Below are 26,380 nucleotides of genomic sequence, written 5' to 3'. Positions count from 1 at the left end.
GCCAGCGCGGCTCTCGAGCACCCCCGCCGGCCGCACGGGATCGCCCTGTCCGAAAGGACAGTCGTGGTCGGATCCGGATCCCGGGAACGGAACAGCGGAGGCCTCGCGAGGGCCGTCGTCCCGCTCCGGACCTCCCCCTGCATCAGCGACGCATCAGGCCTCGCCCTGGTTGACATGCCCGCGACCCGGCTTCGGGATCCCGGCTGGCTGGCTGCGGGGACGCTCGCGCGCCGGCCACCGGAATCGCTCGACGAATCCCGCGACGGCCTTCGAGCGCGTCGCGAGGACGATCGCCACTGCCTTCCACCGGCGCCGCCGAGCGGTGAGCAGGGGGACGAGCACACCGAGCGGGACGAACACCGCGGCGTGGATGAGCGCGTCCTCGAGCCCGAAGTCGACGAAGGGCACGAATGCCGAAGATTCCGTGACCAAACCGTTGCATTCGTTATCTCGCCGTTATAGAGTGATCGCACGGTGAATGTTTGCTGTGGCATACACCGCATGTGATTGCAGGACACTCTTGGTGCAAGGGACAAGGGCCGGTCGGGAGCCTCTCCGACCGGCCCTTTACTGTTGCCAGTACGCTGTTCTCCATGACCGATCGCAAGCTCGCCCTCGAGGCCTGGGAGAGCCTGTTCCGCGCACAGCACGAGCTGTTCACCGAGATGAACACCGACTTCGATCACACCGATCTCGGGCAGGCCGAGTACGACGTCCTGCTCACCGTGACCCGCTCCCCCGGCATGTCAGCTCGCCTGCGCGATGTCACCGCGAACATGCTGATCAGCCAGCCGAGCGTCTCTCGTCTCGTCGACCGCATGGTCGCCCGCGGACTCGTCGCGAAGTGCCCCGACCCCGATGACGGGCGCGGCGCGCTGATCAGGGCCACGGATGCCGGTGTCCGAGAGTTCCGCAGCGTCGCCACGGTGCATGGCCGTTCGATCGCCGAGCGGATGTCGCGACTCGACGACGCCGAGCTGAGGACGCTGCGCGACCTGGCGGAGAAGCTCCGCAGCCACTGAGCGGCGCGCGGGCCTCGGCCTGACGGTAGAAGCCTGCCGCACGGGAGGATATCTGCGTCACGGGAGAAGCCTGCCCCACGGGAGGAGATCTGCGTCACGGGAGAAGCCTGCCCCACGGGAGGAGATCTGCGTCACGGGAGGAGATCTCGGGCTGAGACCTCCTCCCCAAGCGCATTTCTCCTCCCGAGGCGCATCCCGAGTCGTCGACTCCTTCGACGGCATACCCCGATCTCTGGCAGGGTGGAGCGTGAACGCCCGCGCGGCCGCGCCGGCATCCGAGACCGCCCCCTCGGGGGGAACCAGGGAGGTCATCCATGGAGATCGCCGGAGTCGTAGGCATCCTCATCATCGTCGGCATCGGCATAGCCATCGCTATCGTCGTCCTGCTCATCCTGCTGCTGTTCGCACGCAGCTGGATCAAGGTGGCGCGCGCCGATGAGGCGCTCGTCATCTCGGGACGCAAACAGAAGGTGGCGCGCGCCGTCATCGGCGCAGACGGCTCGACCAGAGACGAGATGTCGGAGTCGCCCGTCACGGTCATCGTGAACGGCAAGTCGCTGGTGAACCCCATCACGCAGCGCCACGAGATCATCTCGCTGCGCTCGCGTCAGGTCTCGCTCAATGCCGAGGCCCAGTCGCTCGACAGCGTCACGCTCAACGTCGACGGTGTCGCGATCGTGAAGATCGGCTCCGACCCCATCCTCGTGCGTCGCGCCGCCGAGCGCTTCGCCTCGCAGGACAAGGCCATCGAGCAGTTCACCACCGAGCAGCTCGAAGGTGCGCTCCGTGGCATCGTCGCGACCCTGTCGGTCGTCGAGCTCATGCGCGAGCGCAAGAAGTTCTCCGACCAGATCGCCGCCGACGTCTCGCAGGAGCTCGCCGAGCAGGGTCTGATCCTGGACTCGTTCCAGATCAAGGGCATCACCGACAAGGTCGGCTACATCCAGTCGCTCGGTGCTCCCGAGATCCAGGCGAAGCGTCAGTCGGCGGAGATCTCGCAGACCAACGCCGACCGTGCGATCAACCAGAAGAACATCGCCAACCAGGAAGCCAACCTGGTCGAGCAGACCGCCCTCGACACGAACACCGCCAACGCCAACGCCGGCATCGGCCGTGCGCGCGCCGAGGCCGAGCAGGCCGAGAACCTCGCCCGCGAGCAGGCTCAGCAGGCCGTTCTGCAGCAGCAGGCCGAGAACCGTCAGGCTCAGCTCGACGCCGATGTCAAGCGCGTCGCCGACGCTCAGCGATACGAGGCCGAGACCCGCGCACAGGCCGAGCTCTACACGCGTGAGCGTGCAGCCGAGGCCGGCGCGATCGAGCAGGTCAAGCAGGCCGAGGCCCGCACCCGCATCGCCGAGCAGCAGGCACAGGCCGACAAGGCCAAGGCCGACGGTGAGGCCGCAGCCGCGATCGCGCGTGCGACCGGTGAGGCAGACGCCCTTCGCGCGCAGGCCGAGGCCGAGTCCGAGGCCCGCCGCCTGCGTGCGAACGCCGAGGCAGACGCCATCCGTGCCGAGGGTGAGGCGCGAGCCGCCGCCGTCGAGGCCGAGGCGAAGGCCATCGCGTCGAACCAGGACGCGTTCCTGTCGCAGCGCGTGCTCGACGTGCTGCCGTCGATCATGGCGGAGTTCTCGAAGGGCTACGCCGCGATCGGCAACGTGTCGATCATCGGCAGCTCGGGCGAGGACGGCGCGTCGAACCTCGTCGGCGCCGACAGCGCGAAGGCGCTGAAGTCCGTGTTCGACAGCGTCAGCTCGGCCACCGGACTCGACCTCGCGTCGATCATCCAGGGTCAGGCCGTCGGCCGCGGAATCGGCGAGGGGGTGGCTGCGGCATCCGCGCCGTCTGCTCCCGCGACGCGCACGTCGACCCCGACCACCCCGCCGCCGCCCGCACCGCCGGCTCCGGCAGCGGAGTAGTCAGCACACAGCACACAGCACACAGCGGATGCCGCGGCCGGATCGGTCGCGGCATCCGTCGTCTCGGGGAGAGCACCGTTTACTGTTCAGCATGAATCGGGGCGTCGGGGGCCGGGGATCGCTTTCTGGGACAGGTCGAGCATCTTCATGCTGAATTGTGAACGCCGTTCTCCGGCGGGGCAGACTGGAGTGATGACGCCCGCCGCCTTCGACCTCGCCGCCATCGGCGCGGGCCTCTCGTTCGCGGCCGCTCTCGACGAGCTCTCGACTGCCCTGGACGAAAGCGGGTCGGTGGTCGTGAGCGCACCGCCCGGCACGGGCAAGACCACCCTCGTGCCGCCGCTCCTCGCATCGCGATCGACCGGACGAGTGATCGTCACCCAGCCTCGTCGCGTCGCCGCCCGGGCAGCTGCGCGGCGCCTCGCGCAGCTCGACGGCTCGCCGCTGGGCACCCGCGTCGGCTTCACGGTGCGCGGTGAGCGCTCGGCGGGACCGCAGACCCGGGTCGAATTCGTCACCGCAGGAGTGCTGCTGCGGCGCATGATCGACGACCCGGGCCTCGACGGCGTGGATGCCGTCATCATCGACGAGGTGCACGAGCGCGCACTCGAGACCGATCTGCTGATCGGCCTGCTCTCGGAGGTGCGCGAGCTGCGGGACGACCTCGTCGTCGTCGCGATGTCGGCCACGCTCGACGCCGCGCGCATCGCCGCAGTCCTCGGCGCGGATGACCATCCGGCTCCGGTCGTCGACCACGACGTCCCCGCTTTCCCGCTCATCGAGCGCTGGGCGCCGAGCGCGACACCGCGCCTCGACGAGCGCGGAGTCACCAGAGGGTTCCTCGACCACGTCGCCCGCACCACCACGTCAGCGGCCCTCGATCTGCGACGCGAGAACCCCGACGCCGACGTGCTGGTCTTCGCACCGGGCGCACGCGAGGTGTCGGAGATCGCCCGTCGCATCCGCGACACGAGCGATGCGTTCGACGTGCGGGAGCTGCACGGCCAGATCCCCGCGGCGGAACAGGATGCCGTGATCCGCGGCCGCTCCTCGAACGACCGCCCGCGCATCATCGTCACGACATCGCTGGCCGAGTCCTCGCTCACGGTGCCCGGTGTGCGTCTGGTGGTCGACAGCTGTCTCTCGCGGCATCCTCAGCGCGACGCGACCCGCGGCATGACGGGTCTGGTCACGACCGCCGCGTCACGCTCATCGTGCGTGCAGCGCGCCGGCCGAGCCACACGCCAGGGCCCCGGCGTCGTCATCCGCTGCGTCGACGAGCGCTCCTCCGCGGCAGCCCCTGCACGCCCGGCTCCGGAGATCGCGGTGACCGACCTCGCGGATGCCGCTCTGCTGCTCGCCTGCTGGGGCGCTCCGGGTGGCGCAGGTCTGCGCATGATCGATCCGCTGCCCGCAGACAACCTGGCTGATGCCGTCTCGGTGCTTCGCAGTCTCGGCGCGATCGACCACGAGGGTCGCGCGACCGCCGAAGGCCGTGCCCTCGCACGAGTTCCTGCTGACCCCCGCCTTGCCCGCGCGCTCCGCGACGGGAGCCCCGTGGTCGGCAGCCGCCTCGCGGCCGAGGTCGTCGCGGTGCTCGGCGGCGACCTGCGTATCGCCGAGGCCGACGTCGCTCACGCACTCATCACCCTGCGAGGCGGACGCACACCGGACGCGCGACGATGGCGCGACGATGCGAATCGCCTCGAGCGCATGGTCCGTCCGACACCGGACGCACGCTCGGGCCTCGACGGCGTAGGCTTCGTCATCGCCCTGGCGTTCCCCGAGCGGATCGCCCATCGCGTCGAGCGCACCGCCGAAGGGGCGACGTTTCTGCTGGCATCCGGAACCCGGGCCGGGGTGCGCGGCCCGCTCGGTGCCGTCGAGTGGCTCGCGGTCGCTGACGTCGCGCGCGCTTCGGCACGGGCGACTGCCGGCTCAGGCGCGATCATCCGATCGGCGGCCGTGCTCACCGAAGCGCAGATGGAGCGCGCCGCGAATCACCTGATGACCGACCGCGTCGAGGCGGAGTTCACGGCCGGCCGTGTCCAGGCGCGGCGGGAGCGGCGCGTCGGCGCGATCCTGCGTTCGTCTTCGCCTGTCCGGGCATCGGCCCAGGAGGGGCGCGACGCCGTGCGCCGCGCGATCAGGCGTGAGGGGCTCGACATGTTCACCTGGTCTGACTCGGCCGCCGCGCTGCGCTGCCGACTGGGGCTGCTGCGACGAGAGCTGGGCGCCCCCTGGCCCGATGTGTCGGATGCCGGGCTGCTCGACGCTCTCGACGAATGGCTGGCTCCCGAGCTCGACGTGCTGGCCGGCGGCACGCCTGCGGGGCGGATCTCTCTGACGTCAGCGCTGCGGCGCCTGCTGCCGTGGCCCGACGCCGCGCGACTCGACGAGCTGGCTCCGGAACGCCTCGAGGTGCCCACCGGCTCGCGCATCCGCATCGACTACCCCGACCCCGCCGACGCCACGGCGCGCCCTGTCGTGGCCGTGAAGCTGCAGGAGTGCTTCGGCTGGGCGGAGACCCCTCGGCTGGTCGACGGGCGAGTGCCTGTGCTGTTCCATCTGCTGTCGCCCGCGGGTCGTCCCCTCGCGGTCACCGATGATCTCGCCTCGTTCTGGTCCGGTCCATATGGCCAGGTGCGCGCCGAGATGCGGGGGCGCTACCCGCGGCATCCGTGGCCTGAGGATCCCTGGGCCGCCGTGCCCACGAAGCACACCAAGAACCGCTCGGCGCGCTGAGCAGCGGCCGGCGCTGATGCGTCAGGGCGTGCGGCGCCGCAGGGTCAGCGACGCGAGCACGAGGGCTCCGATGCCGAAGGCGACGACCACGAGCAACGGGGCATAGACGTCCCACCCCTCGTCCCCGGCGGTCACGGCGTTGATCGTGTCGATCGCATAGCTCAGCGGCAGCCAGTCGGAGATCGCGTACAGCACATCGGGCATCTGATCCCGCGGCATGAACAGCCCGCCGAGGATGATCTGCGGGAAGACGAGCAGCGGCATGAACTGCACCGCCTGGAACTCGGTCTGGGCGAACGCGCTCGCGAGCAGTCCGAGCGCTGTTCCCAGCAGCGCGTCGACCACGGCGACGAGTCCGAGCTGCCACAGCTCGCCGTCGACATCGAGGCCGCAGACACCGACCGCGAACGACACGGTGATGACCGCCTGCAGCAGCGCCATGACTCCGAAGGCCAGGGCGTATCCGAGGATGAAGTCCGCCTTGCCGAGCGGAGTCGTCATGAGACGCTCGAGGGTTCCGGAGCGGCGCTCGCGCAGGGTCGTGATCGACGTGATGAGGAACATCACGATGAACGGGAACAGCGCGAGGATCGCACCGCCGAACTGATCGAACACACCGTCCTGGTCGCTGAACAGCCACGCGAACAGACCGACCAGCAGGCTCGGCGCGACGAGCATGAGTGCGATCGACCGCGGGTCATGGCGCAGCTGACCGAGCACCCGGCCCGCTGTGGCGAGGATCCGACGGCCGTTCATTCCGCCGCCTCCCGACGCTCGCGCCTCGTGGTGCCGGGAGGCTGGCGGTCCTGCATCCGACTGTCGCGTTCGATCAGAGCGAGGAATGCCGCATCGGGGTCGCCGGTGCCGGTCTCTGCGAGGAGGGCCTTCGGGGTCGTGTCGGCGATGATCCGCCCGCTGCGCATCAGCACGAGCCGGTCGCACCTCAGCGCCTCGTCCATCACGTGGCTGGAGACGATCATCGTCACTCCGCGTTGAGCGAGCCCGCGGAACAGATTCCACAGCTCGACGCGGAGCACCGGGTCGAGGCCGACGGTCGGCTCGTCGAGGACGATGAGCTCGGGAGACCCGATGAGCGCCATGGCCAGCGAGATCCGTGTGGTCTGGCCGCCGCTGAGCGACTCGACGAGCTGACCCGCCTGCGCTCCGAGACCGACCTCCGCGATCACCCGATCGACATCGCCCTTCGGCGCCTTCAGCACTGCCGCGAGGTACGAGAGGTTCTGACGCACGGTGAGGTCGCCGTACACGGCAGCGCCCTGAGTGCCGTAGGCCACGCGATGGCGCAGCTGCGCCGATCCGGCCGGTTCGCCGAGCACCGTCACCGTGCCTGCGGCGACCCTCTGCACGCCGACGATCGCACGCATCAGGGTGGTCTTGCCGCATCCGGAGGGCCCGAGCAGACCGGTGATCTCGCCCTGCGGGATCGTCAGGTCGGTCCCGTCGAAGACGACGGTCTTCCCCCGGCGCACGTGCAGCCCTGCGACCTCGACCGCCGCTTTATTCATCATGTGATGAATTATGCGCTCGCCGACGGGCGAGGTCAACGGGTTCCGTGGTGGTGGGTGTGGAGTCGGGTCGGCCCCGAACTACTCGAAGAGATACCGCTGCACGGTGGGACCGACGCGCGCGACGATGTCGTCGACGGATGCGGAGGCCATCGGTGCGAGCTTCAGCACATACCGCGTGAGCAGCAGCCCCGCGATCTGCGACGCGACGAGGGCCGCCCGCAACTCCGCATCCGCGACGCCGAGCGTCTTCGCGATCTTGCCGATGAGCTCGCGCGCGAGGAACCCGGCCAGCAGCGGCGTCGTGAGCCGGCTGCCGATCGCGGTGCGCATGAGCATCACCCCGCGTCGGCGGATGTCGGGCTGCTCGAACGCCTCGAGAACATAGCGGACGAGCCGTTCGCCGACTTCCCCTCGGGGGCCGGCGACGATTCCGGGCACATCGATGTCAGGTCGGAGCGGGATGCCGACCGCCTCCGCGAACAGATCGGCCTTGGTGCCGAAGTAGTGGTGCACGAGCGCGGAATCCACGCCGGCCCTGCTGGCGATCGAGCGCACCGTCGACCCGTCATACCCCTGCTCGCCGAACTCGTCGACGGCGGCACCGATGATGCGCTCGCGCGAGTCCGAGCCACCCCTCGGACGACCGCGCTTCCTCGGCGCACGCTGCTCGGTCATGGCGTCAGCCTACGACCCGCGACCGGGGTGCCGGGACGCGACCCTAGTCGAGCAGGTGCCGCAGATACCGCGGCGGGTCCTGCAGGAACGAGCGCCAGTGGTTCACGAGCTCGAGGTCGTTCCACTCGGCAGGACGGATGCCCCAGTCACCCACCTCGAGGATCCTTGCGCCCGGCAGCGCAGCGAGCACCGGCGAATGCGTGGCGCACAGCACCTGACCGCCGTCGTCGACGATGCGCTGCAGGACGGCGATGAGGGTGAGCGTCGACTGGAACGACAGCGCTGCTTCGGGCTCGTCGAGACAGTAGAAGCCCGGCTCGTCGAATCGGCTCTCGAGGAGGGCGAGGAACGACTCGCCGTGACTCATCTCGTGGAACGGCAGGTCTCCCCGCGGCGAGGGGTTCTCTTCGAGGTACGTGTAGAAGGAATGCATCGTCTCGGCCCGCAGGAAGAATCCCCAGCGGTTCGCTCCGACACCTCGCTGCAGCTGCAGCCATTCCGACAGCGGTGATTCCGTCGGTCGCGTGCTGTGTCTGGCGAACTTCGACCCCCCCTCGGGCGAGAGTCCGTATGCGATCGCGATCCCCTCGACGATCGTGGACTTGCCGCTGCCGTTCTCGCCGACGAGGAACGTCACCCCGGGCGAGAGGTCGATCCCCTCCTCCAGCACCTGGGCCACCGCGGGGATGCTCATCGGCCAGACCCGCCCGACTTCCGGCGCGTCGTCGCTCGCTCGCACGGCGACGACCGGCTGCTCTCGTCGACGACGGCTGCCGGGGGTCCAGATCGATTCCATGCGTTCCTCCTCCGAAGGAGGCTAGCCGCAGCCACCGACGCGACCGTCGGGAGGTCGGATCAGCACTCGATCACGTTGACAGCGAGGCCGCCCTCGCTGGTCTCCTTGTACTTCGTCGACATGTCGATGCCGGTCTGGCGCATCGTCTCGACGACCGCATCGAGCGAGACGTAGTGGCTGCCGTCGCCGCGCAGCGCGAGACGGGCGGCCGTGACCGCGGTCGACGCCGCGATGGCGTTGCGCTCGATGCAGGGGATCTGCACGAGGCCGCCGATGGGGTCGCATGTGAGCCCGAGGTGGTGCTCCATCGCGATCTCGGCGGCGTTCTCGATCTGCCGGTTGGTGCCGCCCATGACGGCCGTCAGCCCTCCGGCGGCCATCGCGCAGGCGGAGCCGACCTCGGCCTGGCATCCTCCCTCGGCACCCGAGATCGAGGCGTTCGCCTTGAACAGCGAGCCCAGTGCCGTGGCGGTGAGCAGGAATCGCCTGATGCCGCGGCGACGGTTCGCATCGGCGACAGCCTCATCGTCATCGGCCCCGCCGGCGTCGATCGCCCGTGTGCCGTCGAAGCCGAGCAGCGCGCTGCCCACCAGCTCTCCGTACGGCGTCACGGCATTGCCGGCGCCGAGGCCCGAGTCTGCGAGGAACCGCCACCAGTACATCGCGACGGCGGGGAGGATGCCGGCGGCACCGTTCGTCGGAGCGGTGACGACCCGACCGCCCGCGGCGTTCTCCTCATTCACCGCGAGCGCGAAGGCGCCGAGCCACTCCCCCGGCAGCTCGCGATGACCGTCGGCCTCTGCCTCCTCGAGCTGGGCGCGGATCATGCTCGCGCGTCTCTTGACCTTGAGCATGCCGGGGAGCACACCGTCGGAGTGCAGTCCGTTCTCGACGCACGCGGCCATGGCATCCCAGATCGCGTCGAGTCCGGCTGCGACCTCTTCTTCCGGGCGCTCGGCGGTCTCGTTGAGTCGCGCGACCTCGGCGATGGACAGCCCGTGATCGTCGCACAGCGCGAGCAGAGACGCGGCGTCGGCATACGAATAGGGCAGCGGCGCCGAAGCGAGCTTCGCGGCTTCTCCATCCCGCCGGATGAACCCGCCGCCGACGGAGTAGTAGGTCTCCTCGGAGACGACACCCGCAGCGGCGTCCCACGCGGTGAGCGTCATGGCGTTCGGATGACCGGGCAGACGGGTGCGCGGCTCGAACACGATGTCGGTCTTCGAGAACGGGATCTCGTGAGACCCGTCGATTCGCAGCGTCGCCCCGTCGCGAAGGTCGGTCCACGCTGACCGCACGTCAGCCGGATCGCAGGTCTCCGGCGCCAGACCGCGCAGCCCGGCGACGACCGCATCGGGTGTGCCGTGTCCGATTCCGGTGGCACCGAGCGAGCCGTAGAGGGTGCATCCGATGCGCGCGACGCGATCGAGCGCTCCTGTCGCGCGGAGCCGGTGCGCGAACTCGAGCGCCGCCCGCATCGGCCCGACCGTGTGGGAACTCGAGGGGCCCACTCCGATGGAGAAGAGATCGAAGGCCGAGACGTACGCTGTCACCTCCTCAGCCTACGTCGTGGCCGAGATGACGGGTCGGGGCATCGCCGTCAAGGCCCTTCTCGCCGCGGAATCGGAGATCGATCCTGGTCATGCATCCGATGCGAAAGGGACGACCATGACGAACAGCACTCCTGAGCAGGACCCGACCTCCGGCCTCGACCCCGAGGCCCAGACGCCGACCCCGACACCGTCGTCGGGCGATGCCGGCGAGTTCAAGGACACGGGCAGCACCGCCGAGAAGCCGGCCGAGGCCGACTCTCCTGAAGACGCGGACCCCTCCGAGGTTCCGAGCAACGACGAACTCGAAGAGCCGAGCACTGAGAAGGAGCCGTCGGAAGAGCCCAAGGCCCCGACGCGCAACGACCCCGAGCCCGACCATGAAGCGGTCGGGATCGGGGTCATCGACGGTCCGGAGACCGAAGAGGGCGACTGAGCGACTCCTACCTCGCTCGCCACCCGGCCGCTCCCGTCGCGATGCACCCTGCGACGGGAGCGAGTTCGGGGAGGGCTACTCGACGAGCTTGCCCTCGGTGTCGACCTCGCGCATGAGCTCGGCGATCTCCGCGGGGATCTCGGGGATCGACTCGTGCGTCACGCCGCCGGTCGGCGACCAGACGAGATTCACCTGTAGCGTCGGGTCGGTGTCGGGGTAGTCGCTGCGGTTGTGGCATCCACGCGTCTCCCGACGCTCCAGCGCCGCCTCGAGCGTGGCCCGTGCGGCGAGAGCAGACGCCTTCAGGTCGAACGCGTGCGCGAGGTCTTGGAAGCCGGCGATGTCGGGGTGGATGCCGATGTCCTCCATGCGTCCCTCGATCATGTCGAGTTCGGCGAGACCTGCCCGCAGTCCCTCCTCCGAGCGGACGACACCCGCGTGCTGGGTCATGGTGTTGCGGATGGCGCGCTGCAGCGCCCGCACGTTCTCGCGGCCGTCGGCGACGAGAAGGTCGTCGATCTCTGCTCGGGCCTGCGCCACGGCATCGGCCGACCGACGCTGGGCGTCGAGCCCCGCCGCATGCGCCATGGCCGCCTGACCGACGATGCGGCCGTAGACCAGCAGCTCGATGAGCGAGTTGCCGCCGAGGCGGTTGGCCCCGTGCAGTCCGCTCGACGCCTCGCCGATCGCATAGAGTCCGTCGACGTCGGTCTGGTGGTCGTCAGGGCGCACCCACACGCCGCCCATCGAGTAGTGCGCCGTGGGAGCGATCTCGATCGGGTCGGTGGTGATGTCGAGCATCTGCAGCTCCATCATCGTCTGGTAGACGCGCGGCAGACGGGTCATGATCGTCTCGCGAGGCAGGTGCGAGACGTCGAGCCAGACGCCGCCGTTCTCCGTTCCGCGGCCCTCGGCGATCTCGGTGTACGCCGCGAGCGCGACGCGATCCCGGGTCGAGAGCTCCATGCGCTCGGGGTCGTACTTCGACATGAATCGCTCGCCGAGCGCGTTGCGCAGGATGCCGCCTTCACCACGTGCGGCCTCGGAGATCAGCGTGCCTGCAGCGTTCTCGGGCTCGATGATTCCGGACGGGTGGAACTGCACGAGCTCGGGGTCGCGCAGCCGGGCGCCCGCCTCGACCGCGAGCCGGAACGAGTCGCCGGTGTTCTCGTCGCGACGCGAGGAGGTGCGGCGCCAGATGCGGTTATGGCCGCCGGCGGCGAGGATCACGGCATCCGCGTGGATCAGATAGCGCGTGCCGTCTGACTGGTCGAAGCCGTAGGCACCGAACACGACGTTGTCTCGCACGAGCAGGCGCGTGATGTACACGTGGTCGAGGATCGGCACCTCGAGCTGCTCGGCCTTCGCGACCAGGGTGCGCTGGATCTCGAGACCGGTGTAGTCGCCGGCGAATGCGGTGCGACGGAACGTGTGAGCTCCGAAGAACCGCTGCGAGATGCGTCCGTCGTCTTCGCGGGCGAAATCCATGCCCCAGCGCTCGAGGTCGCGGATGCCGCGCTCGGCGCCCTGCGTCACAATCTCCACCGTGTGGGGATTGGCGAGCAGATAGCTCTCCTTGATGGTGTCGGCCGCGTGCTGCTGCCAGCTGTCTCCCTCGTCCATGGTGCCGAGCGCGGCGTTGATGCCGCCGGCGGCGAGGGAGGTGTGGGCATCCTGTCGGGGGCGCTTGCCGACGGCGAGGACGTCGATGCCGTGCTCGGCGACCTCGATCGCCGCCCGCAGCCCGGATCCGCCGGTGCCGATGACGAGGACCGTGGTGGAGATCTGACGTTCGCGAGTACTCATGCCTTCCACGCTAGGTAGGGTGCCCTGATAACTCCAATGCATTGTTCTACTGGTATCGATACAGTGAACACATGAACCTCGAGCAGCTCCGCGGGTTCGTCGAGGTCGCCCGCCTCGGCCACTTCACCCGCGCCTCCGAGCACCTGCACCTCGCACAGCCGTCGCTGAGCCGACAGATCTCGACCCTCGAGCGCGAACTCGGCGCCGAGCTGTTCCACCGCGCACGCGGCCACATCGGCCTCACCGCGGCCGGAGAGGCTCTGCTCCCCCGCGCTCAGCGGATGCTCGCAGAGTCAGACGCGATTCGCGAGGAGATGGCCGAGCTCGCCGGGCTCCGCCGCGGACGCGTGCGTCTCGGAGCACCACCCACTCTCTGCATCAGCCTCGTCGCCGAGGCGATCAGCACCTTCCATGCCGCGCACCCCGGCGTCGACCTGCACCTGACCGAGAGCGGGTCGAGGCTGCTCGTCGACCAGCTGGCCGTCGGGGCCGTCGACATCGCGCTCATCACGGAGTCGGAGGGGCCCCCGCCCTCGGGATTCAGTCTGACTCGCATGCCGCTGCTGACCGAGGAGCTCGTCGTCGTGTCTGCGGCGTCCGAGCCTCCGGTGTCGACGTCGTCGATCATGAGCCTCCACCATCTCGCCACGCTGCCGCTGATCGCCCTCGACGAGACCTATGAGCTGCGGGCGACCACCGACGCGGCCTTCCGCTCGGCGGGACTGACTCCGACGGTCGTCCTCGAGGGCGCAGAGATGGACGCGCTGCTCCGCTTCGTCGAACGCGGCGTCGGCGTGGCCGTGGTTCCGGCGATGGTGCTGCTCGATCAGCCGGCGCTGCGCTCGGTCAGGATCTCGCATCCGATGATGAGGCGCACCGTGAGCCTGGCCCACCGCGCCGACGTCACACCGGCCGTCGCGGTCGCCGCGATGCGCCACGTCATCGTCGGCACAGCGGCAGAGGTCGCCCGCCGCGACCCGGCCATCACGAGCCTGCTCGACTGAGGTCGCTCAGGCGGTGAACAGGCGGGTGAGCCGGACCACCAGCAGACCGACCGACACGATCAGCCCCAGGTAGGCGAGCACGAGACCCGTGATGGCCGCAGCGCGGAACGCACCGCGCCGCCGAACCGATGCGTGTCCGATCAGCACAGCGGTCGCGGCGATCGCGATCGCGACGAGGTAGCCCACGACGCCGCTCGGCACCACGAACGACGACAAGATCGCCAGCACGCCGCATACAAGGCCCGCGACATGCCACACGCGGTTGTTCTGGGCCTGCTCGGGAAGCGTCATGGGCACGAGCCTATCGAGTGGGGTCGGCCGCGGAGGCACCCGTCGGAACTCGGCGATCACAGGCCTGCGCGAAGGATCCGGTCAGGCGTCCTCGTACTCGTCGGGCGACCACTCCTCGCGCCACTCGATGACCGGTCGGTCGCCGTCGAATCGGATCGGCAGCCAGACGTAGTCGGCGATCGAGGTGTCGACGTAGGCGAACTCCTCCATCGGCTCGTCGCCGTCTCTGCCCGGTGCGAAATGCTCGATGAAGGCCTGACGAGCTCGGTCGCCATGGTCGAGGTAACGCGGAAGCCAGCGATCGGCGATCGCGATGTAGAGATCCTTCTTGCCCGGGTGCCGGAACACCGACGAGATCTGCGAATGGAACGATGTGCGGGACTCATCGCTCGGATGCAGGTCGCCGAGCACTTCGAACGGGCCGTGATAGCTGCGCGCCACGGCTGACTCCGAGGGGTTGGGGTAGTACCCGGTCGTCCCGGAGGTCAGCAGATAGTGCAGCCCGCCGCGTTGGAAGTGCGCCGGCGCCTCCCGCACGAACGGGGGCTGCGGCTGCGGGAAATGCGTCGAGTAGTACCCCGTGACGTCGGTGTAGTCACTGGTCAGATCGGCGCAGATCATCTCGGAGTGCACGCGCTCGAAGTAGTAATAGCCCTTGCCGTCGTGCGGGTCGACGACCAGATCGAAGTCCCCTGCGCTCATGTCGAGCGGGCGCAGCCAGGTGCGCTGGATCTCGTACGGGCCCAGGATGCTGTCGGCGGTGAGCACCGTCGAGCGCTGCACCGATCCCTTGGTCATCACCTTGACCCAGCACACGAATTTGCCCGTCTGCGCATTGAAGATGATGTGCGGACGATCGAGGCCCTGCGACGGATGCAGCGGCGAGGACTCGTCGTCCTCGTCGGGTGGGATGATCACGCCACGGTCATCCCAGTTGACGAGATCAGTCGACGAGTAGCAGCGCACGCCCCAGTGCCAGATCCCGCTGCCGGGAGTCGAGAACTCCTTGTTCTCTCCGTACCAGTAATGCACGCCGTCGACCGTGAGGACAGAGCCGCCGTGGGCGTGGATCCGCTCGCCCTTCGTGTCGAGCCACACCTGCCCAGGCCGGATGTGCTGCTGCGTCATGATGCTCCCTCGGTCTCGAGAACGGGCTCCGGCCTGCGCCACCCGAAGAACGGACGCTCGGGGTCGTCGGCCACCGCTCGGAAGGTCGTGGTGAACGAATGACGACCCGGTCCGACGGGGATCTCCTCCGCGGATCCGGGCAGCACCAGAACGCCTGCGGATGCCGCGGGCACCTCGACCTCGATCGACAGGCTCTCGCCGTCTCGTCGCCAGGAGATCGCCGCCGTGCCTCGCACACTGTCGTACCGCGCACCCGCATGCTCGAGCCCACCGCCCGGCCGCGGCTCGAAGCGGATGCGCTCCCACCCGGGTGCGTCAGCGGCGAGACCGGCGACCGCGCGATGCAGGAAGTCTGCGACGGCTCCCAGCGCGTAGTGATTGAACGATGTCATGTCGCCGGGGTTGATCGATCCGTCGGGCAGCATGCTGTCCCACCGCTCCCAGATCGTCGTCGCACCCATGCTGACCGGATACAGCCACGACGGAAGCTCGTCCTGCAGCAGCAGGTGGTACGCGTAGTCCATGCTGCCGGCGCGCACCAGTGCATCGCAGATGATCGGGGTCCCGACGAAACCCGTCGAGATGTGGAACCCGCCGGCTCCCACCAGCTCCTGCAGTCGAGCGCCGGCTCGCCGCACCTGTTCCTCGTGCTCGAAGAGCTCGAACACGAGCGCGACGGCGATCGAGGTCGGGGTGTCACTGACCACTCGACCGGTGTCGCTGAGGAACTCGTTCTGAAAGGCGCGCGCGGCACGCTCGGCGACTGTGCGGTAGTGCGCGGCATCCGATTCCTCGCCGAGCAGCGTCGCCGTATCGGCCAGGATCCGAGCCGTGCGCACGTGATAGGCCGTCGCCACCAGGTACTTGTCGGTGTGCGACTTGCCGGGGTCCTCGGGCGGCGCCGTCGGGTCGAGCCAGTCGCCCAGCTGGAAGCCGGTGTTCCACAGCCCCGAGTGCCCGGTGAGGTCGTCGACGAGGTCGACCCAGGCGCGCATGCTCGCATACTGGTCGGCGAGGATGCGCAGGTCGCCGTCGTTGCGGTACAACTCCCATGGGACGATCACGGCCGCGTCACCCCAGGCAGCCGTGGGGAAGTTCGGGAAGCCGCACTCGACCCACGGAACGAAGTTGGGCACGTGTCCCTGATGGTGCTGTTCGAACGCGAGGTCGCGCAGCCAGCCGGTGAGGGTGCCGTGGGCCGCGAACAGCCGCAGCGCGGTCGGGGCGAAGACCTGGATGTCACCGGTCCACCCCACCCGCTCGTCACGTTGCGGGCAGTCGGTCGGCAGGTCGACGAAGTTGTCGCGCATGCTCCACACGACGTTCGAGTGCAGCTTGTCGAGTCCGTCGTTCGAGGACTCGAACCAGCCGGTGCGACGCATGCCGGTGTGGATCACGACGGCCTCGACGTCGCCCTCATGGAACTCGCCGGGCCAGTTCTCGAGCTCGGCGTACTGGAAGCCGTGGATCGTGAACCTCGGCGTGTAGGTCTCCTCACCGCGCCCCGAGGTGATGTAGGTGTCGACCGACGTCGCTGCGCGCAGCGGACGGGTGCCGAGCTCACCGTTCTCGATGACCTCTGCGTGGTGCAGCCGCACGGTGTGACCCGCCTCCGCCCGCACCTTGATGCGCAGCACACCCGAGATGTTCTGTCCGAAGTCGAGTCGGATGCGTCCGCTCTGCTGGCGCGTGATCGAGACGGGTCGCAGCGTCTCAGTCTCCTGCACCGGCAGGGCCGTCGGCGGCTCTATCGCCGCGGGGAAGTCGGACCGGGCGAGCACGGCCGCCGGAGACCAGCCGGAGGCGTCGTGACCGGGGGTCGACCATCCGTCGTCCGTGAGCCGCGCATCGAAGGTCTCGCCCTCATAGAGACCGACCGAGGTGATCGGCGACACAGACGTGCTCCACTCGAGGGGCACCCGGTGGTGGGAGCCGTCAGCCGTGGTGACCTCGAGCTGCGCGAGCAGCGCGACGTCCGATCCGTAGATGTCCCACACCCCGCCGTCGAATCCGATGTGACCGCGGTACCAGCCGTCGGCCAGCCAGGCGCCGATCACGTTCTCGCCGCTGCGCAGCGCCGCCGTCACATCGTGCGTCTGATAGCGGAGGCGGTGGCTGTAGCTCGTCCACCCGGGGGCGAGCACGTCGTCACCGACGCGTTCGCCGTTGACCTCGAGCTCGTAGACGCCGTGGGCGGTCGAGTAGACCCGCGCTCTGACGATGCCATCGGGCAGGGCGCCTTCTGCGATCACCGCACGCATCAGGTAGGCCGGGCGGGGCGCATCGCGGGCGGCTTCAACGGAGGGCGACACGAAGTCGACCGCCCAGTCATCGCCGAGTCCCGCCTCGATCCTGACGGGCTCACTCCACACCTCCGAATCGACGGCGCGGATACGGAGCTCGCCTCCGTCGCGCGGAGCGAGCGGCGCGAACGGCCACGCCACGCGCTGCGTCGTGGTCGCCTGCACGACGCGGGGGGCGCCGGCGTCGGGGGTGAACTCCAGCTCGAACGCCGGGGCCGCGGCATCCGCCAAGAAGGAGATCCGCGGCTCGACCTCTCCGATCCCGACGGTCTTGCCGCCGCGTCGATTCTCCAACCAGATCTCGATGATGTTCGTCATGTCAGCCCTTCACCGATCCTGCGGTCAGGCCCTTCATGACCTGCTGGTTGAGGAACACGTAGATCAGCAGTGTTCCGAGCACGTTGACCGAGATCGCGGCGAAGGTCGGTCCGTACTGCACCGCTCCGTACTCTCCGGTGAAGTTGAGCAGCCCGACCTGGATCGTGCGCAGGTCGCTGCTGTTGGTGAACGTCAGGGCGATCAGCAGGTCGTTCCAGAGGAAGAAGAACTGCACCAGACCGATCGTGAAGAGGGCGTTCTTGACCAGCGGGAGCCCGATGGAGAAGAAGGAGCGGAAGATCGAGGCTCCGTCGAGGGTCGACGCCTCGAAGATCTCCCGCGGCACCGAACGGAAGAACGTCGCCATCATGAACACCGTCAACGGCATCCCCAACGCCACATACGTGATGATGAGCGGCCAGAGCGTGCCGGTCATGTTCGTGCGGAAGTAGATGGTGAACAGCGGCAGGAGGATCATCTGCGCGGGCACCATGATGCCCGCGAGGAACAGGAGCAGGACGGTGCCGCGGCCCTTCCACACCATCACCTCGAGCGCGAAGCCGGCGGCCGTGCCGAAGACGAGGATGATCGCCAGCGACGGGAACACCGCGATCACGCTGTTGACGATGTACTTGCCGAACTCACCCGTGGTGAACACCTCGATGTAGTTCACGATGTCCCACGACTGCGGCAGGGCCCAGAACGGCTCGTTGAGGAACTCGTTCTGCGTCTTGAACGACCCGAGGATCATCCACAGGATCGGGTAGATCTCGACGATGAGCAGCACGGCGATGAGCAGCCGGATCGGAAGGCGGCGCAAGAAGTCGCGGGCTCCCCGGCGGTTCGGGTCGACGTCGCGGCGGGTGGGCAGCGGCGTGCCCGTGACGATGGCGGTTGTCGCACTCACTGGTTCAGTCCTTCGTCAGATCGCGGCGGGTGGAGCGGAAGATGAAGACCGTGAACAGCAGGCACAGGATCGTCAGCATGAGGGCGATGGTGCTGCCGTACCCGTAGTCGCCGTAGGCGAACGAGGTGCGGAACATGTACAGGGTCAGCGGTGTGGTCGCGTTGCCCGGCCCGCCGTTGGTCAAGGCGACGACGGTGTCGAACACCTTGAGCGTGCCGTTGATGCTGAAGATGATCGACGACAGCAGCACGGGCAGCGACAGCGGAAGGATGATCGTGCGGATGAGCTTCCATCCGGATGCGCCGTCGATGCGCGCCGATTCGATGAGCTCATCGGGGATGTCGACGAGGCCGGCGTAGAGAAGCACGGCATAGAAGCCCATGGACCTCCAGAGGTCCATCGCGATGATGACCCAGAACGATGCGTCGGGGGTGCCGAACCAGTCGAGGTTCTGCACGCCGAGGATGCCGAGGAACGAGTTCACCGGACCGACGGTCGGCGCCGCCTCGAACAGGCGCTGGAACAGCAGTGCGACCGCCACCGTGGGCAGCACCACGGGGAAGAACACGATCGTGCGGATGATGCCCGACCCCTTGCGGAGCCAGAACACGTACATCAGGGAGAGCAGGTACCCCACGATCACCTGCAGCGCCGTGAGGATGAGGGCGTACTTCAGCGTGAAGAAGATCGCGTCCCAGGCGGCCGGGTCCTGGAAGAACTTCGTGAAGTTGGCGAACCCGTTGAAGGTGAAGCCGGTGATGGGGTTGCCGTCCTGCACCGTGTAGAACAGCGACCACACGATCGGGACGAGCATGACGAGCGAGTAGACGAGCAGCGCGGGTCCGAGAAGGACGAAGATGGCGCGCTTGTCACCGAGGACTTTGTGCATGGTGGATCTCCTGATGCGACGACGACGGTCCCGGGGCGAGCGGCGCCCGCCCCGGGAGTGGGTCAGCCTTCGTCGTTGGCTGCCTGGACGAGCTTCATGAACTCTTCGCCGGAGAGGCTGCCGTTGGCGAGGCCTGCACCGTTGTTCTGGCTGATGCCGGTGGCCTTGGGCGTGAAGAGCGCCTCGAACCAGAGCACGCTGGACGGAGCGTTCGCGATCTCCTCCTGCACCATCTGGGTCGTCGGGGGCAGGTCGGACGGCGGGTTGTCGACCACGAAGCCCGAGACCACTCCGCTGTCGTTGAGCGCGGTGTCGCCGTAGCCCTCGGCGATGCACTTCAGCCAGGCGGCCGACTCGTCGTCATAGTTCTTCTCGGCGAGCATCACCGGGATGCCGACATTGGCCGGGATCTGGTCGATGCTGCCTGCGCCGCCCTCGACCTCGGGGAACCGCGCGAAGCCGATGTTGTCGGCGCCGATCTGGTTCTGCGCCTCATCGTTGAAGTTCGCGAGGACCCAGCTGCCCATGTAGTAGAACGCAGCCTTGCCCGACAGGAACAGGTTCATCGAGGCGTTGTAGTCGATCGAGCCGACCGCGTCGCCGAAGTATCCGGCCTTGCCGAGCTCGGCTACCGCGTCGGCAGCTTCGACGTACTCGGGGTCGGTCAGCTTGGCGTCGCCGTCGGCGACCTTCTGCAGGGCATCGGGGCCGAGCGTGCGGAAGATGTAGTCGCCGACCAGTCGGGTGACCGGCCAGCCGTCCTTCCCGGCGGTGGCGAACGGCTGCACGCCCGCGTCGCTGAGCGTGGACGCAGCCTCGACGAGGTCGTCCCAGGTCTCGGGCACCTCGACGTCATTCGCCTCGAGGAGCTCCTTGTTGTACCAGAAGCCCTCGATGTTGAACTCCGTCGGCAGCGCATAGAGCGCACCATCGCCGTAGAGCGCCTTGACGGTCGACTCGGCCGCGGGAACCAGACGATCCGAGACGCCCAGATCGTCGAGAGCCTTCGAGAGGTCGAGCACCTTGCCGCCGTCGATGAACTCCGACATGAGCGCAGGAGTTCCCGCGGCCATCTGCATGTCGGACAGACCATCCTGGCTGGCGAGCAGCTGGAGCTGCTGGTCCCACTGGGTGCCCGAGATGTCGTCGGACTTCAGCGGAGCGGCGTCGGCTGCGGCCTTGCACTGGTCGCCCGCGAGGGTCTCCAGCGTGGTGATGATCGTGGTGTTCTCGGTCTGGCCGAGGTAGGTGAACTCTCCGTCTCCGGCGCCGGATTCCGATCCGGATCCTCCGGAGCTGCCCGAGCAGGCCGAGAGCGCGAGTGCACCGACACCGATGAGCGCGATTGCGGGGGCAAGGCGACGGGCGCGCCTCGTTGCTGTGGTCACTGTTCCTCCTTGAAGAGCGACGCCTCTTTTGAAGCGCTTCATTCACACCATGCCATACAGAAAAAGAGACTGTCAAGAACGTTACCGATCAGAAATGAAGCGCTTCATGAATTGACATGCTCTAGAGTTGATAAGCCAGGTCATGGCGAGGATGCCGAGGAGGAAGACGTGACCGACACTCCCCCTTCCGGGCGATCGAAGCCCAGCATGGCGGACGTCGCGGCCCACGCCGGTGTCGCGCTCGGCACGGTCTCGAACACCCTCAACAACCCCGAGAAGGTGCGCGAAGCCACGCGGCGCAAGGTGCTCTCCTCCATCGCCGAGCTCGGGTTCGTCCGCAACGACGCCGCACGTTCGCTCGCCGCGGGCAACAGCACGTCGGTCGGCCTGGTGCTCGCCGACCTCGGCAACTCGTTCTTCGTCGACATCGCCCGTGGAGCCGAGCGTGCGCTGCGCCGCCACAAGATGGACGTCCTGATCGTCAACTCGGACGTCGACCCCGACCGCGAGGTGCACAACCTCGAGCTCCTCGATCGTTCGCGGGTGGCCGGCATCATCCTCGCCCCTCTCGACACGGCGCTCGCGAAGTCGCCGCATCCGGAGAACCGCACCACCCCGACCGTCCTGGTCAACTTCGAGTCACCCTCGCTCGCCTACCCCGGAGTCACCGTGGACGAGCGCCACGGAGGCGCACTGGCCGCGTCGCACCTGATCGCCCTGGGCCGCCGGCGGCTGCTGTTCGTCGGCGGACCGAGGTTCCTGACAGCGGTCAACCAGCGCTGGGAAGGGGCGGAGCAGGCCACGGCCGCCCACCCCGAGGCGACCATCGAGATCCTCGAGACCCGGGGCGTCAACATCCGACACGGCCGGGATGCCGGGCGGCAGATCCTCGCACGCGGTGCGGGCACCTATGACGCCATCGTCGCGGCATCCGACCTCGTGGCGATCGGACTGATCCAGATCCTCAACGAGGTGCCCGGATTCTCGGTGCCGGGCGACATCGCGATCACGGGCTACGACAACAACCACTTCGCATCCGAGAGCGCGATCCCGATCAGCACCGTGAGCCAGCCCGGTGAGGAGATGGGTGCCGTCGCCGCCGACCTTCTGCTGGAGCGCATCGCACACCCGGGGGCTCGGGCACGGAGCGTGACCCTGGAACCGCGCCTTCTCCCCCGCACGTCCACCCTCGGCGAGATGTGGCGTCGGGACTGACCCGAGCGCTCTCGCCCGGCACGCAACGCAAAACCCCCGCCGCTTTCGCGACGGGGGTTTCTGTGATGTGCGCCCGAAGGGACTCGAACCCCTAACCTTCTGATCCGTAGTCAGATGCTCTATCCATTGAGCTACGGGCGCTCCTGGACCGCTCAGCGGGCCGTAGAACAGCCTACAACAGACGCGACACGAAAGCGAAACGAGGGCTCACTCGTCACTGTCGGGCGTGTTCTGCTTCTTCTTGCGCTTGGCCTTCGCGCGCTGCAGAGACGACAGAGCCTGCAGATCGACGAGGCGCAGCGCCTGCATCCGCGCCTCGCGCATCCGTTCGTAATCGGGATCCTGATCGGGCCTCATGCCCTCGACACGCAGTCGACGATCGAGGTTGTGCCGCACATCGGCCCAGGCGCCCTCGCGGGCCTCTTCGACGATGACGCGCAACGCGGCCTCGTCTTCCATCATGTCGCGCAGCTTGGTCGCGACCCCGTGCGACTGCTTGGCCCGCCGACGCAGGTTGCGCACGTCGCGGTCCCGGTAGTCATGGGTGCCCGAGGGGTCGGAGTGACGCCCGCGAGCGCGCTTGCGCAACTCGGTCATGTTGCGCTCGACCTCTTCGGACTCCTCAGCCATCGCCCGCAGCGCTTCGCGCGCATCGGCGATGTACTTGTCCGTGTCGAAGACGCCGTTCTCGGCGATCGTGCCGATGAGGATGTGATTCTTCACGGCGAGGCGCGCCGCAGCGGTCGCGATCGCGACGCCTTCTGCGATGGCATCTGCAGTTCGTCCCACCGCTACCTCCTTGCTTCGAGCGTACCGGTATCGCTCTCGGTTGCAGTGGGCCAGAATGGATCGGAATCGGGTCTCCGCGACCTGCTCCGCGACCGGCTGCTCCTCCGATCGCCGCCAGGAGGGGTGCAATGAAGCGTCTCACGCTCACCGGAAGCACGACGGTCATCACCGGCGCTGCGAGTGGGATGGGCGCCGCCATCGCCCGCCTGCTCGCGCGCCGGCGCGTGCATCTGGCGCTCATCGACCACAACGCCGAGGGGCTCGCGGCCCTCGCCGCCGAACTCGGGGGTTCCACCGTCACCACGCACGTCGTCGATCTGCGCGACGACGACGCCGTCTTCGCCGCGGCCGACGAGATCACCGCAGCGCATCCGCGCGTGAACGCTCTGATCACATGCGCGGGCTCGTCGATGCTCGGAGATCTCGAACAGCTGACCATGGAGGAGATGCGCTGGCTGACCGATGTGAACCTCTGGGGAACGGTGTCGATCACGAAGGCGCTGCTGCCCGCCCTGCGTGCGGCACCCGCTGCGCACATCTCGCACCTTGCGAGCGTGTACGCGCTGGCCGCGCCCGCCGGACGCATCCCGTACTCCCTGAGCAAGTTCGCGGTGCGCGGGTTCTCCGAGGCGCTGCGACACGAACTCGAGGGCACCTCGGTGACGGTCGGTGCGGTCTACCCCGCCGGCGTGCGCACGGGCATCATCCTGCACGGAAGATATGCGGCCGCGATCGATCCGGCGGTCGCCGCGCGCGCCGCAGCGGCGCAGGCAGCGATGTATCACACCGAGCCGACGGATGCCGCCGCGCTGATCGTGCAGGCGACAGAGCGTCGCCGCGCGCGGACGATGGTCGGCAGGGAGGCGCGGCTGATCGATGTTCTCGCACGCCTCGCACCGACGGGCTACTGGCGGGTCATGCGCGGCCCTCTGCGCGAGGCCATCGACACGACCACCCCGATCGCCTGACTCAGCGGATCGCGCCGACCCAGATCCCCGACGCCCACGACTGCTGCTCGCTGTCGCACCCGATGGACCCGGGGTAGCCGCGCACGACCGCCATGCAGTTGGCGAGGAACTCGGGGTCTCCGCCGAAGGACGAGTAGTAGACGTCCGACGAGGTCAGGGCGCCCCAGACCCGGAACTGATAGATGTGGGCCAGCTCGTGCGCCATCGCCCAGTTCAGCCGGTCGACGCTCCAGTCCACGATGTCGGCGCGGTACTTGATGTAGCCACTGCTGTTCGCGCACGCCGGCGCGGTGCCTCCCGCACATGAGGCCGATTCGTAGAGGCCGACGCCTCCTCCTCCGACCCGGTCGAGGGCGGCGCGCACCCGCGCGAATCCATCCGGCCCGCTCGACGACCAGGCCGGGCCCGACGGCGCCGCGTACTGCGCCGCCTCCCAGCTGCCGATGTCCTGCCCCACCCTGTCGATGAGCGCATGCACGGTGGCGGTGGCGGCGATGACCGTGGCCGGGTTCTTCCGCTCGGCGAGGACGGACTCCTGCGCTGACATCGCGGCCGCCCGGTGCGCCGAGGTGTCGATCTTGCCGTCTGCTCCCTCCATCGCCACTCTCAGCGCGGTGATCTCAGTGACGAACGCCGGCCGTACCTCGAGCACGGCGGCGCGCGCAGCGGTGTCCTTCTCGGCGATCGCGATCGACCCTTCGAGATGGTCGGTGCGCATCTGCGCCGTGCGAGTCGACTCTGCAAGCGACTGCAGCTCGGCGATCACGGTCGCCCTGTCCTCGTCGAGAGCGACGGCGCGAGCGACGACGCCCGCACCCAGCATCAGCGCGGCGACCATGGCGACAGAGAGGACCCGTCGGATCACAGAGTTCCCCTCATGGCAGCAGACCCGAGGTGTCGGAGAGCAGCGTCTCCTGTTCGGCGATGGCCGTGCGCAGCGTGGTCAGCTGCCCTGCGAGGCGCAAGTTCACCTCGTGAGCGGCGTCGAGCCGCTCTTCGGCCTGCACGACGGCAGCCCTCGCCTCGGCGAGTGCATCCACGCGCTGCTGATCGGCAACCGCGATGAGCACCGTTCCACCGAGGAGCAGCAGCCCACCGGCGACGACGGCGACGCCTCTCATATCGCTCCCCAGGACACGACGACTTCCGGAACGATTCCGTACGGCCAATATATCCTCGCCGGGAAGCACTCTCCAGACCACTGCGCGCTCAGCGCGGGGCGGGACAGACCGGACGCTCAGATCGAGTACGCCTGATCGCTCAGGCGCCGTTCTGCGGCTTCCTGACCGCTGGCGAGGTGCCGGGGGATCATCCAGCGGAGGGTGTCGGTGTCACGCGCTGCGACAGCGTCGAGAATGAGGCGGTGCTCCTCGGCCATTCCGAGCAGATCGTCGTGCTGTCCGAACAGCCAGCGCAGGCGCGTGACGAAGACGGCGATGAGTTCGCCGAGCATCTCGTTGCCGGCGAGCTCGGCGGCGATCTCGTGGAACTCGCCCGCCGCTATGCGGGCGGCTTCGACCTCGTCGGCGGATGCGGCGGCGAACTCGCGCTCGTAGGCCGCCCGAAGCCGCGCGATCCCCTCGTCGGTGTGGCGCTCAGCGGCGAAGACGAAGATCAGCGTCTCGATCGCCTCTCGGACCTCTCCGAAGTCCCGGATGTCATCATGCGTGAACTCCCGCACCACTGCCCAACTGCGTGGTCGGGCGACGACCACTCCCTCGCCGACGAGCGTGCGGATCGCCTCGCGCACGGGCAGCCTCGACACGTTGAGCTCCGCAGCGATGTCGCGTTCGATGAGCCGGGATCCGGGGGCGCGTCGACCGAGCACGATGTCGTCGCGCAGAACGCGCGTCACCCTCACCGACTCGAGTTCGCCGGTAGTCCCCACCCCCACCATGCCGGAATTATCGCACTCGCCGATCCGTCCGACAAGTTTGGTATCCCAACGGAACGCATATGTTACCGTTCCGTGCCTCGTCGGACGGCTGACATGAGAGGGGAGCAGATGCCGCCGGCATCCCTCCCCTCTCCCCTCACGTCAGGGCAGACGGTTGGCGATCGCGAGGTTCGCCGTCAGCTCGTCGGCGTTCTGTCGCACGACGTACGCCGGCCGGCCGCGCTCCACGCGCCAGGACTCGCTGAGGGATCCGACGTTGACCGTGTCGAAGCCGGCCTCATCGTAGAAGCGGGTGACGAAGGCGACGGCCTCGGCATCATCACCGGCCGTGGCGAGCGCGCGTCGATCGGGCGTGCCCGCCGGCGACCCGTCGGTCGTGATGTCGGCCGCGAGGATGTGGTTGAACGCCTTCGCGATGCGCGAGGTCGGCAGCTGCGCCTGCAGAAGCTCCGACGTGGTCGTCTCGCCCCGGTCGAGGGCGTCGATGTGCCCGTCGCGCTCGAAGTAGTAGTTGTTCGTGTCGAGCACGATCTTGCCGGCGAGCTGCTCGACGGGCAGCTGGTCGATCTTGCCGAGCGGCACCGTGACGACCACGACGTCGCCCGCGGCGGCGGCGTCGGCAGCAGTCGCGGCCGTCGCCCGATCGCCCAGCTCCGCGACGAGGCCCGCGAGGGTCTCCGGTCCGCGCGAGTTCGCGATCACGACGTCATAGCCGTGGGCCACGGCGACGCGTGCGACCTGGCTGCCGATGTGTCCTGCACCGATGATTCCGAGAGTAGTCATGCTCGGGCCAACGTGTGCGCGG

Annotated in this window: 25 protein-coding genes and 1 tRNA gene; 7 read left to right on the top strand and 19 right to left on the bottom strand. The window is 68.4% G+C overall.

Annotation, left to right across the window (positions count from 1 at the left end):
• Positions 1-153: 153 nt before the first annotated feature.
• A complete protein-coding gene (locus tag AC04ME_RS04705) occupies positions 154-408 on the bottom strand; it encodes a hypothetical protein (RefSeq protein ID WP_475433794.1) in 255 nt (84 codons plus the stop codon).
• A 185-nt stretch (positions 409-593) separates the two neighbouring features.
• On the opposite strand from AC04ME_RS04705, the gene AC04ME_RS04700 reads away from it, so the two are divergent.
• The 3 genes from AC04ME_RS04700 to hrpB all read left to right on the top strand — a co-directional run bounded on the left by AC04ME_RS04700 (position 594) and on the right by hrpB (position 5,686).
• The gene (locus tag AC04ME_RS04700; protein ID WP_475433792.1) at positions 594-1,022 is read left to right on the top strand and encodes a MarR family winged helix-turn-helix transcriptional regulator; all 429 of its coding nucleotides are present in this window, start codon (positions 594-596) and stop codon (positions 1,020-1,022) included.
• 314 nt (positions 1,023-1,336) lie between these two features.
• A complete protein-coding gene (locus AC04ME_RS04695) occupies positions 1,337-2,941 on the top strand; it encodes an SPFH domain-containing protein (RefSeq protein ID WP_042537139.1) in 1,605 nt (534 codons plus the stop codon).
• A 192-nt stretch (positions 2,942-3,133) separates the two neighbouring features.
• Positions 3,134-5,686, top strand: coding sequence for an ATP-dependent helicase HrpB (gene hrpB / locus AC04ME_RS04690; RefSeq protein WP_475433790.1), 2,553 nt, complete (start codon positions 3,134-3,136; stop codon positions 5,684-5,686).
• Positions 5,687-5,707: 21 nt separating this feature from the next.
• Here hrpB and AC04ME_RS04685 read toward each other — a convergent pair whose 3' ends face one another.
• From AC04ME_RS04685 to AC04ME_RS04665, 5 genes are all read right to left on the bottom strand, one after another.
• Entirely contained in the window at positions 5,708-6,442 is a 735-nt protein-coding gene (locus AC04ME_RS04685) for an ABC transporter permease (RefSeq protein ID WP_056375633.1), read from the bottom strand.
• A complete protein-coding gene (locus AC04ME_RS04680) occupies positions 6,439-7,215 on the bottom strand; it encodes an ABC transporter ATP-binding protein (RefSeq protein WP_475433787.1) in 777 nt (258 codons plus the stop codon). Before AC04ME_RS04680 ends, AC04ME_RS04685 begins: the two co-directional genes overlap by 4 nt.
• 78 nt (positions 7,216-7,293) lie before the next feature.
• Positions 7,294-7,890, bottom strand: a complete 597-nt coding sequence (locus AC04ME_RS04675; RefSeq protein WP_079112267.1) for a TetR/AcrR family transcriptional regulator — start codon at positions 7,888-7,890, stop codon at positions 7,294-7,296.
• Between the two features lie 43 nt (positions 7,891-7,933).
• On the bottom strand, positions 7,934-8,686 hold the full coding sequence (locus AC04ME_RS04670; RefSeq protein WP_475433785.1) for an AAA family ATPase: 753 nt from the start codon (positions 8,684-8,686) through the stop codon (positions 7,934-7,936).
• A gap of 59 nt (positions 8,687-8,745) precedes the next feature.
• A complete protein-coding gene (locus tag AC04ME_RS04665; protein ID WP_455904297.1) occupies positions 8,746-10,239 on the bottom strand; it encodes an L-serine ammonia-lyase, iron-sulfur-dependent, subunit alpha in 1,494 nt (497 codons plus the stop codon).
• Here AC04ME_RS04665 and AC04ME_RS04660 point away from each other — a divergent pair.
• Positions 10,202-10,672 (top strand): prolipoprotein diacylglyceryl transferase, encoded by a 471-nt coding sequence (locus tag AC04ME_RS04660; RefSeq protein ID WP_228385652.1) that lies wholly within the window; start codon positions 10,202-10,204, stop codon positions 10,670-10,672. The genes AC04ME_RS04665 and AC04ME_RS04660 overlap by 38 nt on opposite strands.
• Positions 10,673-10,747: 75 nt before the next feature.
• On the opposite strand, the gene AC04ME_RS04655 is transcribed toward AC04ME_RS04660, so the two are convergent.
• Positions 10,748-12,478, bottom strand: coding sequence for an L-aspartate oxidase (locus tag AC04ME_RS04655; RefSeq protein WP_042537125.1), 1,731 nt, complete (start codon positions 12,476-12,478; stop codon positions 10,748-10,750).
• Positions 12,479-12,549: 71 nt separating this feature from the next.
• Here AC04ME_RS04655 and AC04ME_RS04650 point away from each other — a divergent pair, with 71 nt between their 5' ends.
• A complete protein-coding gene (locus AC04ME_RS04650; protein WP_309686033.1) occupies positions 12,550-13,482 on the top strand; it encodes a LysR family transcriptional regulator in 933 nt (310 codons plus the stop codon).
• 6 nt (positions 13,483-13,488) lie between these two features.
• Here the strand turns inward: AC04ME_RS04650 and AC04ME_RS04645 are convergent, their stop codons facing one another.
• The 6 genes from AC04ME_RS04645 to AC04ME_RS04620 form a co-directional block, all read right to left on the bottom strand.
• Positions 13,489-13,773: a hypothetical protein gene (locus tag AC04ME_RS04645; protein ID WP_475433782.1), complete on the bottom strand. Its 285-nt coding sequence runs from the start codon at positions 13,771-13,773 to the stop codon at positions 13,489-13,491.
• An 81-nt stretch (positions 13,774-13,854) separates the two neighbouring features.
• Entirely contained in the window at positions 13,855-14,901 is a 1,047-nt protein-coding gene (locus AC04ME_RS04640) for a family 43 glycosylhydrolase (RefSeq protein ID WP_475433780.1), read from the bottom strand.
• Positions 14,898-17,522, bottom strand: coding sequence for a family 78 glycoside hydrolase catalytic domain (locus AC04ME_RS04635; RefSeq protein WP_475433778.1), 2,625 nt, complete (start codon positions 17,520-17,522; stop codon positions 14,898-14,900). Before AC04ME_RS04635 ends, AC04ME_RS04640 begins: the two co-directional genes overlap by 4 nt.
• A 1-nt stretch (position 17,523) precedes the next feature.
• On the bottom strand, positions 17,524-18,429 hold the full coding sequence (locus AC04ME_RS04630) for a carbohydrate ABC transporter permease (protein WP_311879799.1): 906 nt from the start codon (positions 18,427-18,429) through the stop codon (positions 17,524-17,526).
• Positions 18,430-18,433: 4 nt separating this feature from the next.
• On the bottom strand, positions 18,434-19,318 hold the full coding sequence (locus tag AC04ME_RS04625) for a carbohydrate ABC transporter permease (RefSeq protein WP_056375625.1): 885 nt from the start codon (positions 19,316-19,318) through the stop codon (positions 18,434-18,436).
• Between the two features lie 62 nt (positions 19,319-19,380).
• Positions 19,381-20,706, bottom strand: coding sequence for an extracellular solute-binding protein (locus AC04ME_RS04620; protein ID WP_309694222.1), 1,326 nt, complete (start codon positions 20,704-20,706; stop codon positions 19,381-19,383).
• Between the two features lie 168 nt (positions 20,707-20,874).
• Here AC04ME_RS04620 and AC04ME_RS04615 point away from each other — a divergent pair, with 168 nt between their 5' ends.
• Positions 20,875-21,921 (top strand): LacI family DNA-binding transcriptional regulator, encoded by a 1,047-nt coding sequence (locus tag AC04ME_RS04615; protein ID WP_228385649.1) that lies wholly within the window; start codon positions 20,875-20,877, stop codon positions 21,919-21,921.
• Between the two features lie 68 nt (positions 21,922-21,989).
• Here AC04ME_RS04615 and AC04ME_RS04610 read toward each other — a convergent pair.
• Both AC04ME_RS04610 and AC04ME_RS04605 read right to left on the bottom strand, forming a co-directional pair.
• A tRNA-Arg gene (locus AC04ME_RS04610) sits at positions 21,990-22,062 on the bottom strand.
• Positions 22,063-22,128: 66 nt separating this feature from the next.
• Positions 22,129-22,710: an asparagine synthase gene (locus AC04ME_RS04605; RefSeq protein WP_079112258.1), complete on the bottom strand. Its 582-nt coding sequence runs from the start codon at positions 22,708-22,710 to the stop codon at positions 22,129-22,131.
• Between the two features lie 128 nt (positions 22,711-22,838).
• Here AC04ME_RS04605 and AC04ME_RS04600 point away from each other — a divergent pair, with 128 nt between their 5' ends.
• Positions 22,839-23,678: an SDR family NAD(P)-dependent oxidoreductase gene (locus AC04ME_RS04600; RefSeq protein WP_475433774.1), complete on the top strand. Its 840-nt coding sequence runs from the start codon at positions 22,839-22,841 to the stop codon at positions 23,676-23,678.
• 1 nt (position 23,679) lies between these two features.
• Here AC04ME_RS04600 and AC04ME_RS04595 read toward each other — a convergent pair whose 3' ends face one another.
• The 4 genes from AC04ME_RS04595 to AC04ME_RS04580 all read right to left on the bottom strand — a co-directional run bounded on the left by AC04ME_RS04595 (position 23,680) and on the right by AC04ME_RS04580 (position 26,358).
• A complete protein-coding gene (locus AC04ME_RS04595) occupies positions 23,680-24,543 on the bottom strand; it encodes a hypothetical protein (protein ID WP_475433772.1) in 864 nt (287 codons plus the stop codon).
• Positions 24,544-24,553: 10 nt separating this feature from the next.
• Positions 24,554-24,799 (bottom strand): hypothetical protein, encoded by a 246-nt coding sequence (locus AC04ME_RS04590; protein WP_475433770.1) that lies wholly within the window; start codon positions 24,797-24,799, stop codon positions 24,554-24,556.
• Positions 24,800-24,915: 116 nt separating this feature from the next.
• The gene (locus AC04ME_RS04585; protein WP_237049535.1) at positions 24,916-25,533 is read right to left on the bottom strand and encodes a GntR family transcriptional regulator; all 618 of its coding nucleotides are present in this window, start codon (positions 25,531-25,533) and stop codon (positions 24,916-24,918) included.
• A 183-nt stretch (positions 25,534-25,716) separates the two neighbouring features.
• Complete coding sequence (locus tag AC04ME_RS04580; protein WP_475433768.1) at positions 25,717-26,358, bottom strand: NADPH-dependent F420 reductase; 642 nt, start codon at positions 26,356-26,358, stop codon at positions 25,717-25,719.
• Between the last annotated feature and the right edge of the window lie 22 nt (positions 26,359-26,380).

Source organism: Microbacterium sp. LjRoot205, assembly GCF_056175745.1.
The sequence above is the reverse complement of the archived record's forward strand: the minus strand, read 5'-3'. Positions and strand labels throughout refer to the sequence as shown.

Excerpts from the sequence above, each read along its gene's own strand:
- AC04ME_RS04655 (WP_042537125.1), bottom strand. The coding sequence starts at position 12,478 with ATGAGTACTCGCGAACGTCAGATCTCCACCACGGTCCTCGTCATCGGC.
- AC04ME_RS04590 (WP_475433770.1), bottom strand. The coding sequence starts at position 24,799 with ATGAGAGGCGTCGCCGTCGTCGCCGGTGGGCTGCTGCTCCTCGGTGGA.
- AC04ME_RS04580 (WP_475433768.1), bottom strand. The coding sequence starts at position 26,358 with ATGACTACTCTCGGAATCATCGGTGCAGGACACATCGGCAGCCAGGTC.
- AC04ME_RS04685 (WP_056375633.1), bottom strand. The coding sequence starts at position 6,442 with ATGAACGGCCGTCGGATCCTCGCCACAGCGGGCCGGGTGCTCGGTCAG.
- AC04ME_RS04670 (WP_475433785.1), bottom strand. The coding sequence starts at position 8,686 with ATGGAATCGATCTGGACCCCCGGCAGCCGTCGTCGACGAGAGCAGCCG.
- AC04ME_RS04675 (WP_079112267.1), bottom strand. The coding sequence starts at position 7,890 with ATGACCGAGCAGCGTGCGCCGAGGAAGCGCGGTCGTCCGAGGGGTGGC.
- AC04ME_RS04635 (WP_475433778.1), bottom strand. The coding sequence starts at position 17,522 with ATGACGAACATCATCGAGATCTGGTTGGAGAATCGACGCGGCGGCAAG.
- AC04ME_RS04640 (WP_475433780.1), bottom strand. The coding sequence starts at position 14,901 with ATGACGCAGCAGCACATCCGGCCTGGGCAGGTGTGGCTCGACACGAAG.
- AC04ME_RS04625 (WP_056375625.1), bottom strand. The coding sequence starts at position 19,318 with ATGCACAAAGTCCTCGGTGACAAGCGCGCCATCTTCGTCCTTCTCGGA.
- hrpB (WP_475433790.1), top strand. The coding sequence starts at position 3,134 with ATGACGCCCGCCGCCTTCGACCTCGCCGCCATCGGCGCGGGCCTCTCG.
- AC04ME_RS04700 (WP_475433792.1), top strand. The coding sequence starts at position 594 with ATGACCGATCGCAAGCTCGCCCTCGAGGCCTGGGAGAGCCTGTTCCGC.
- AC04ME_RS04600 (WP_475433774.1), top strand. The coding sequence starts at position 22,839 with ATGAAGCGTCTCACGCTCACCGGAAGCACGACGGTCATCACCGGCGCT.
- AC04ME_RS04645 (WP_475433782.1), bottom strand. The coding sequence starts at position 13,773 with ATGACGCTTCCCGAGCAGGCCCAGAACAACCGCGTGTGGCATGTCGCG.
- AC04ME_RS04695 (WP_042537139.1), top strand. The coding sequence starts at position 1,337 with ATGGAGATCGCCGGAGTCGTAGGCATCCTCATCATCGTCGGCATCGGC.
- AC04ME_RS04660 (WP_228385652.1), top strand. The coding sequence starts at position 10,202 with ATGGAGAAGAGATCGAAGGCCGAGACGTACGCTGTCACCTCCTCAGCC.
- AC04ME_RS04680 (WP_475433787.1), bottom strand. The coding sequence starts at position 7,215 with ATGATGAATAAAGCGGCGGTCGAGGTCGCAGGGCTGCACGTGCGCCGG.
- AC04ME_RS04650 (WP_309686033.1), top strand. The coding sequence starts at position 12,550 with ATGAACCTCGAGCAGCTCCGCGGGTTCGTCGAGGTCGCCCGCCTCGGC.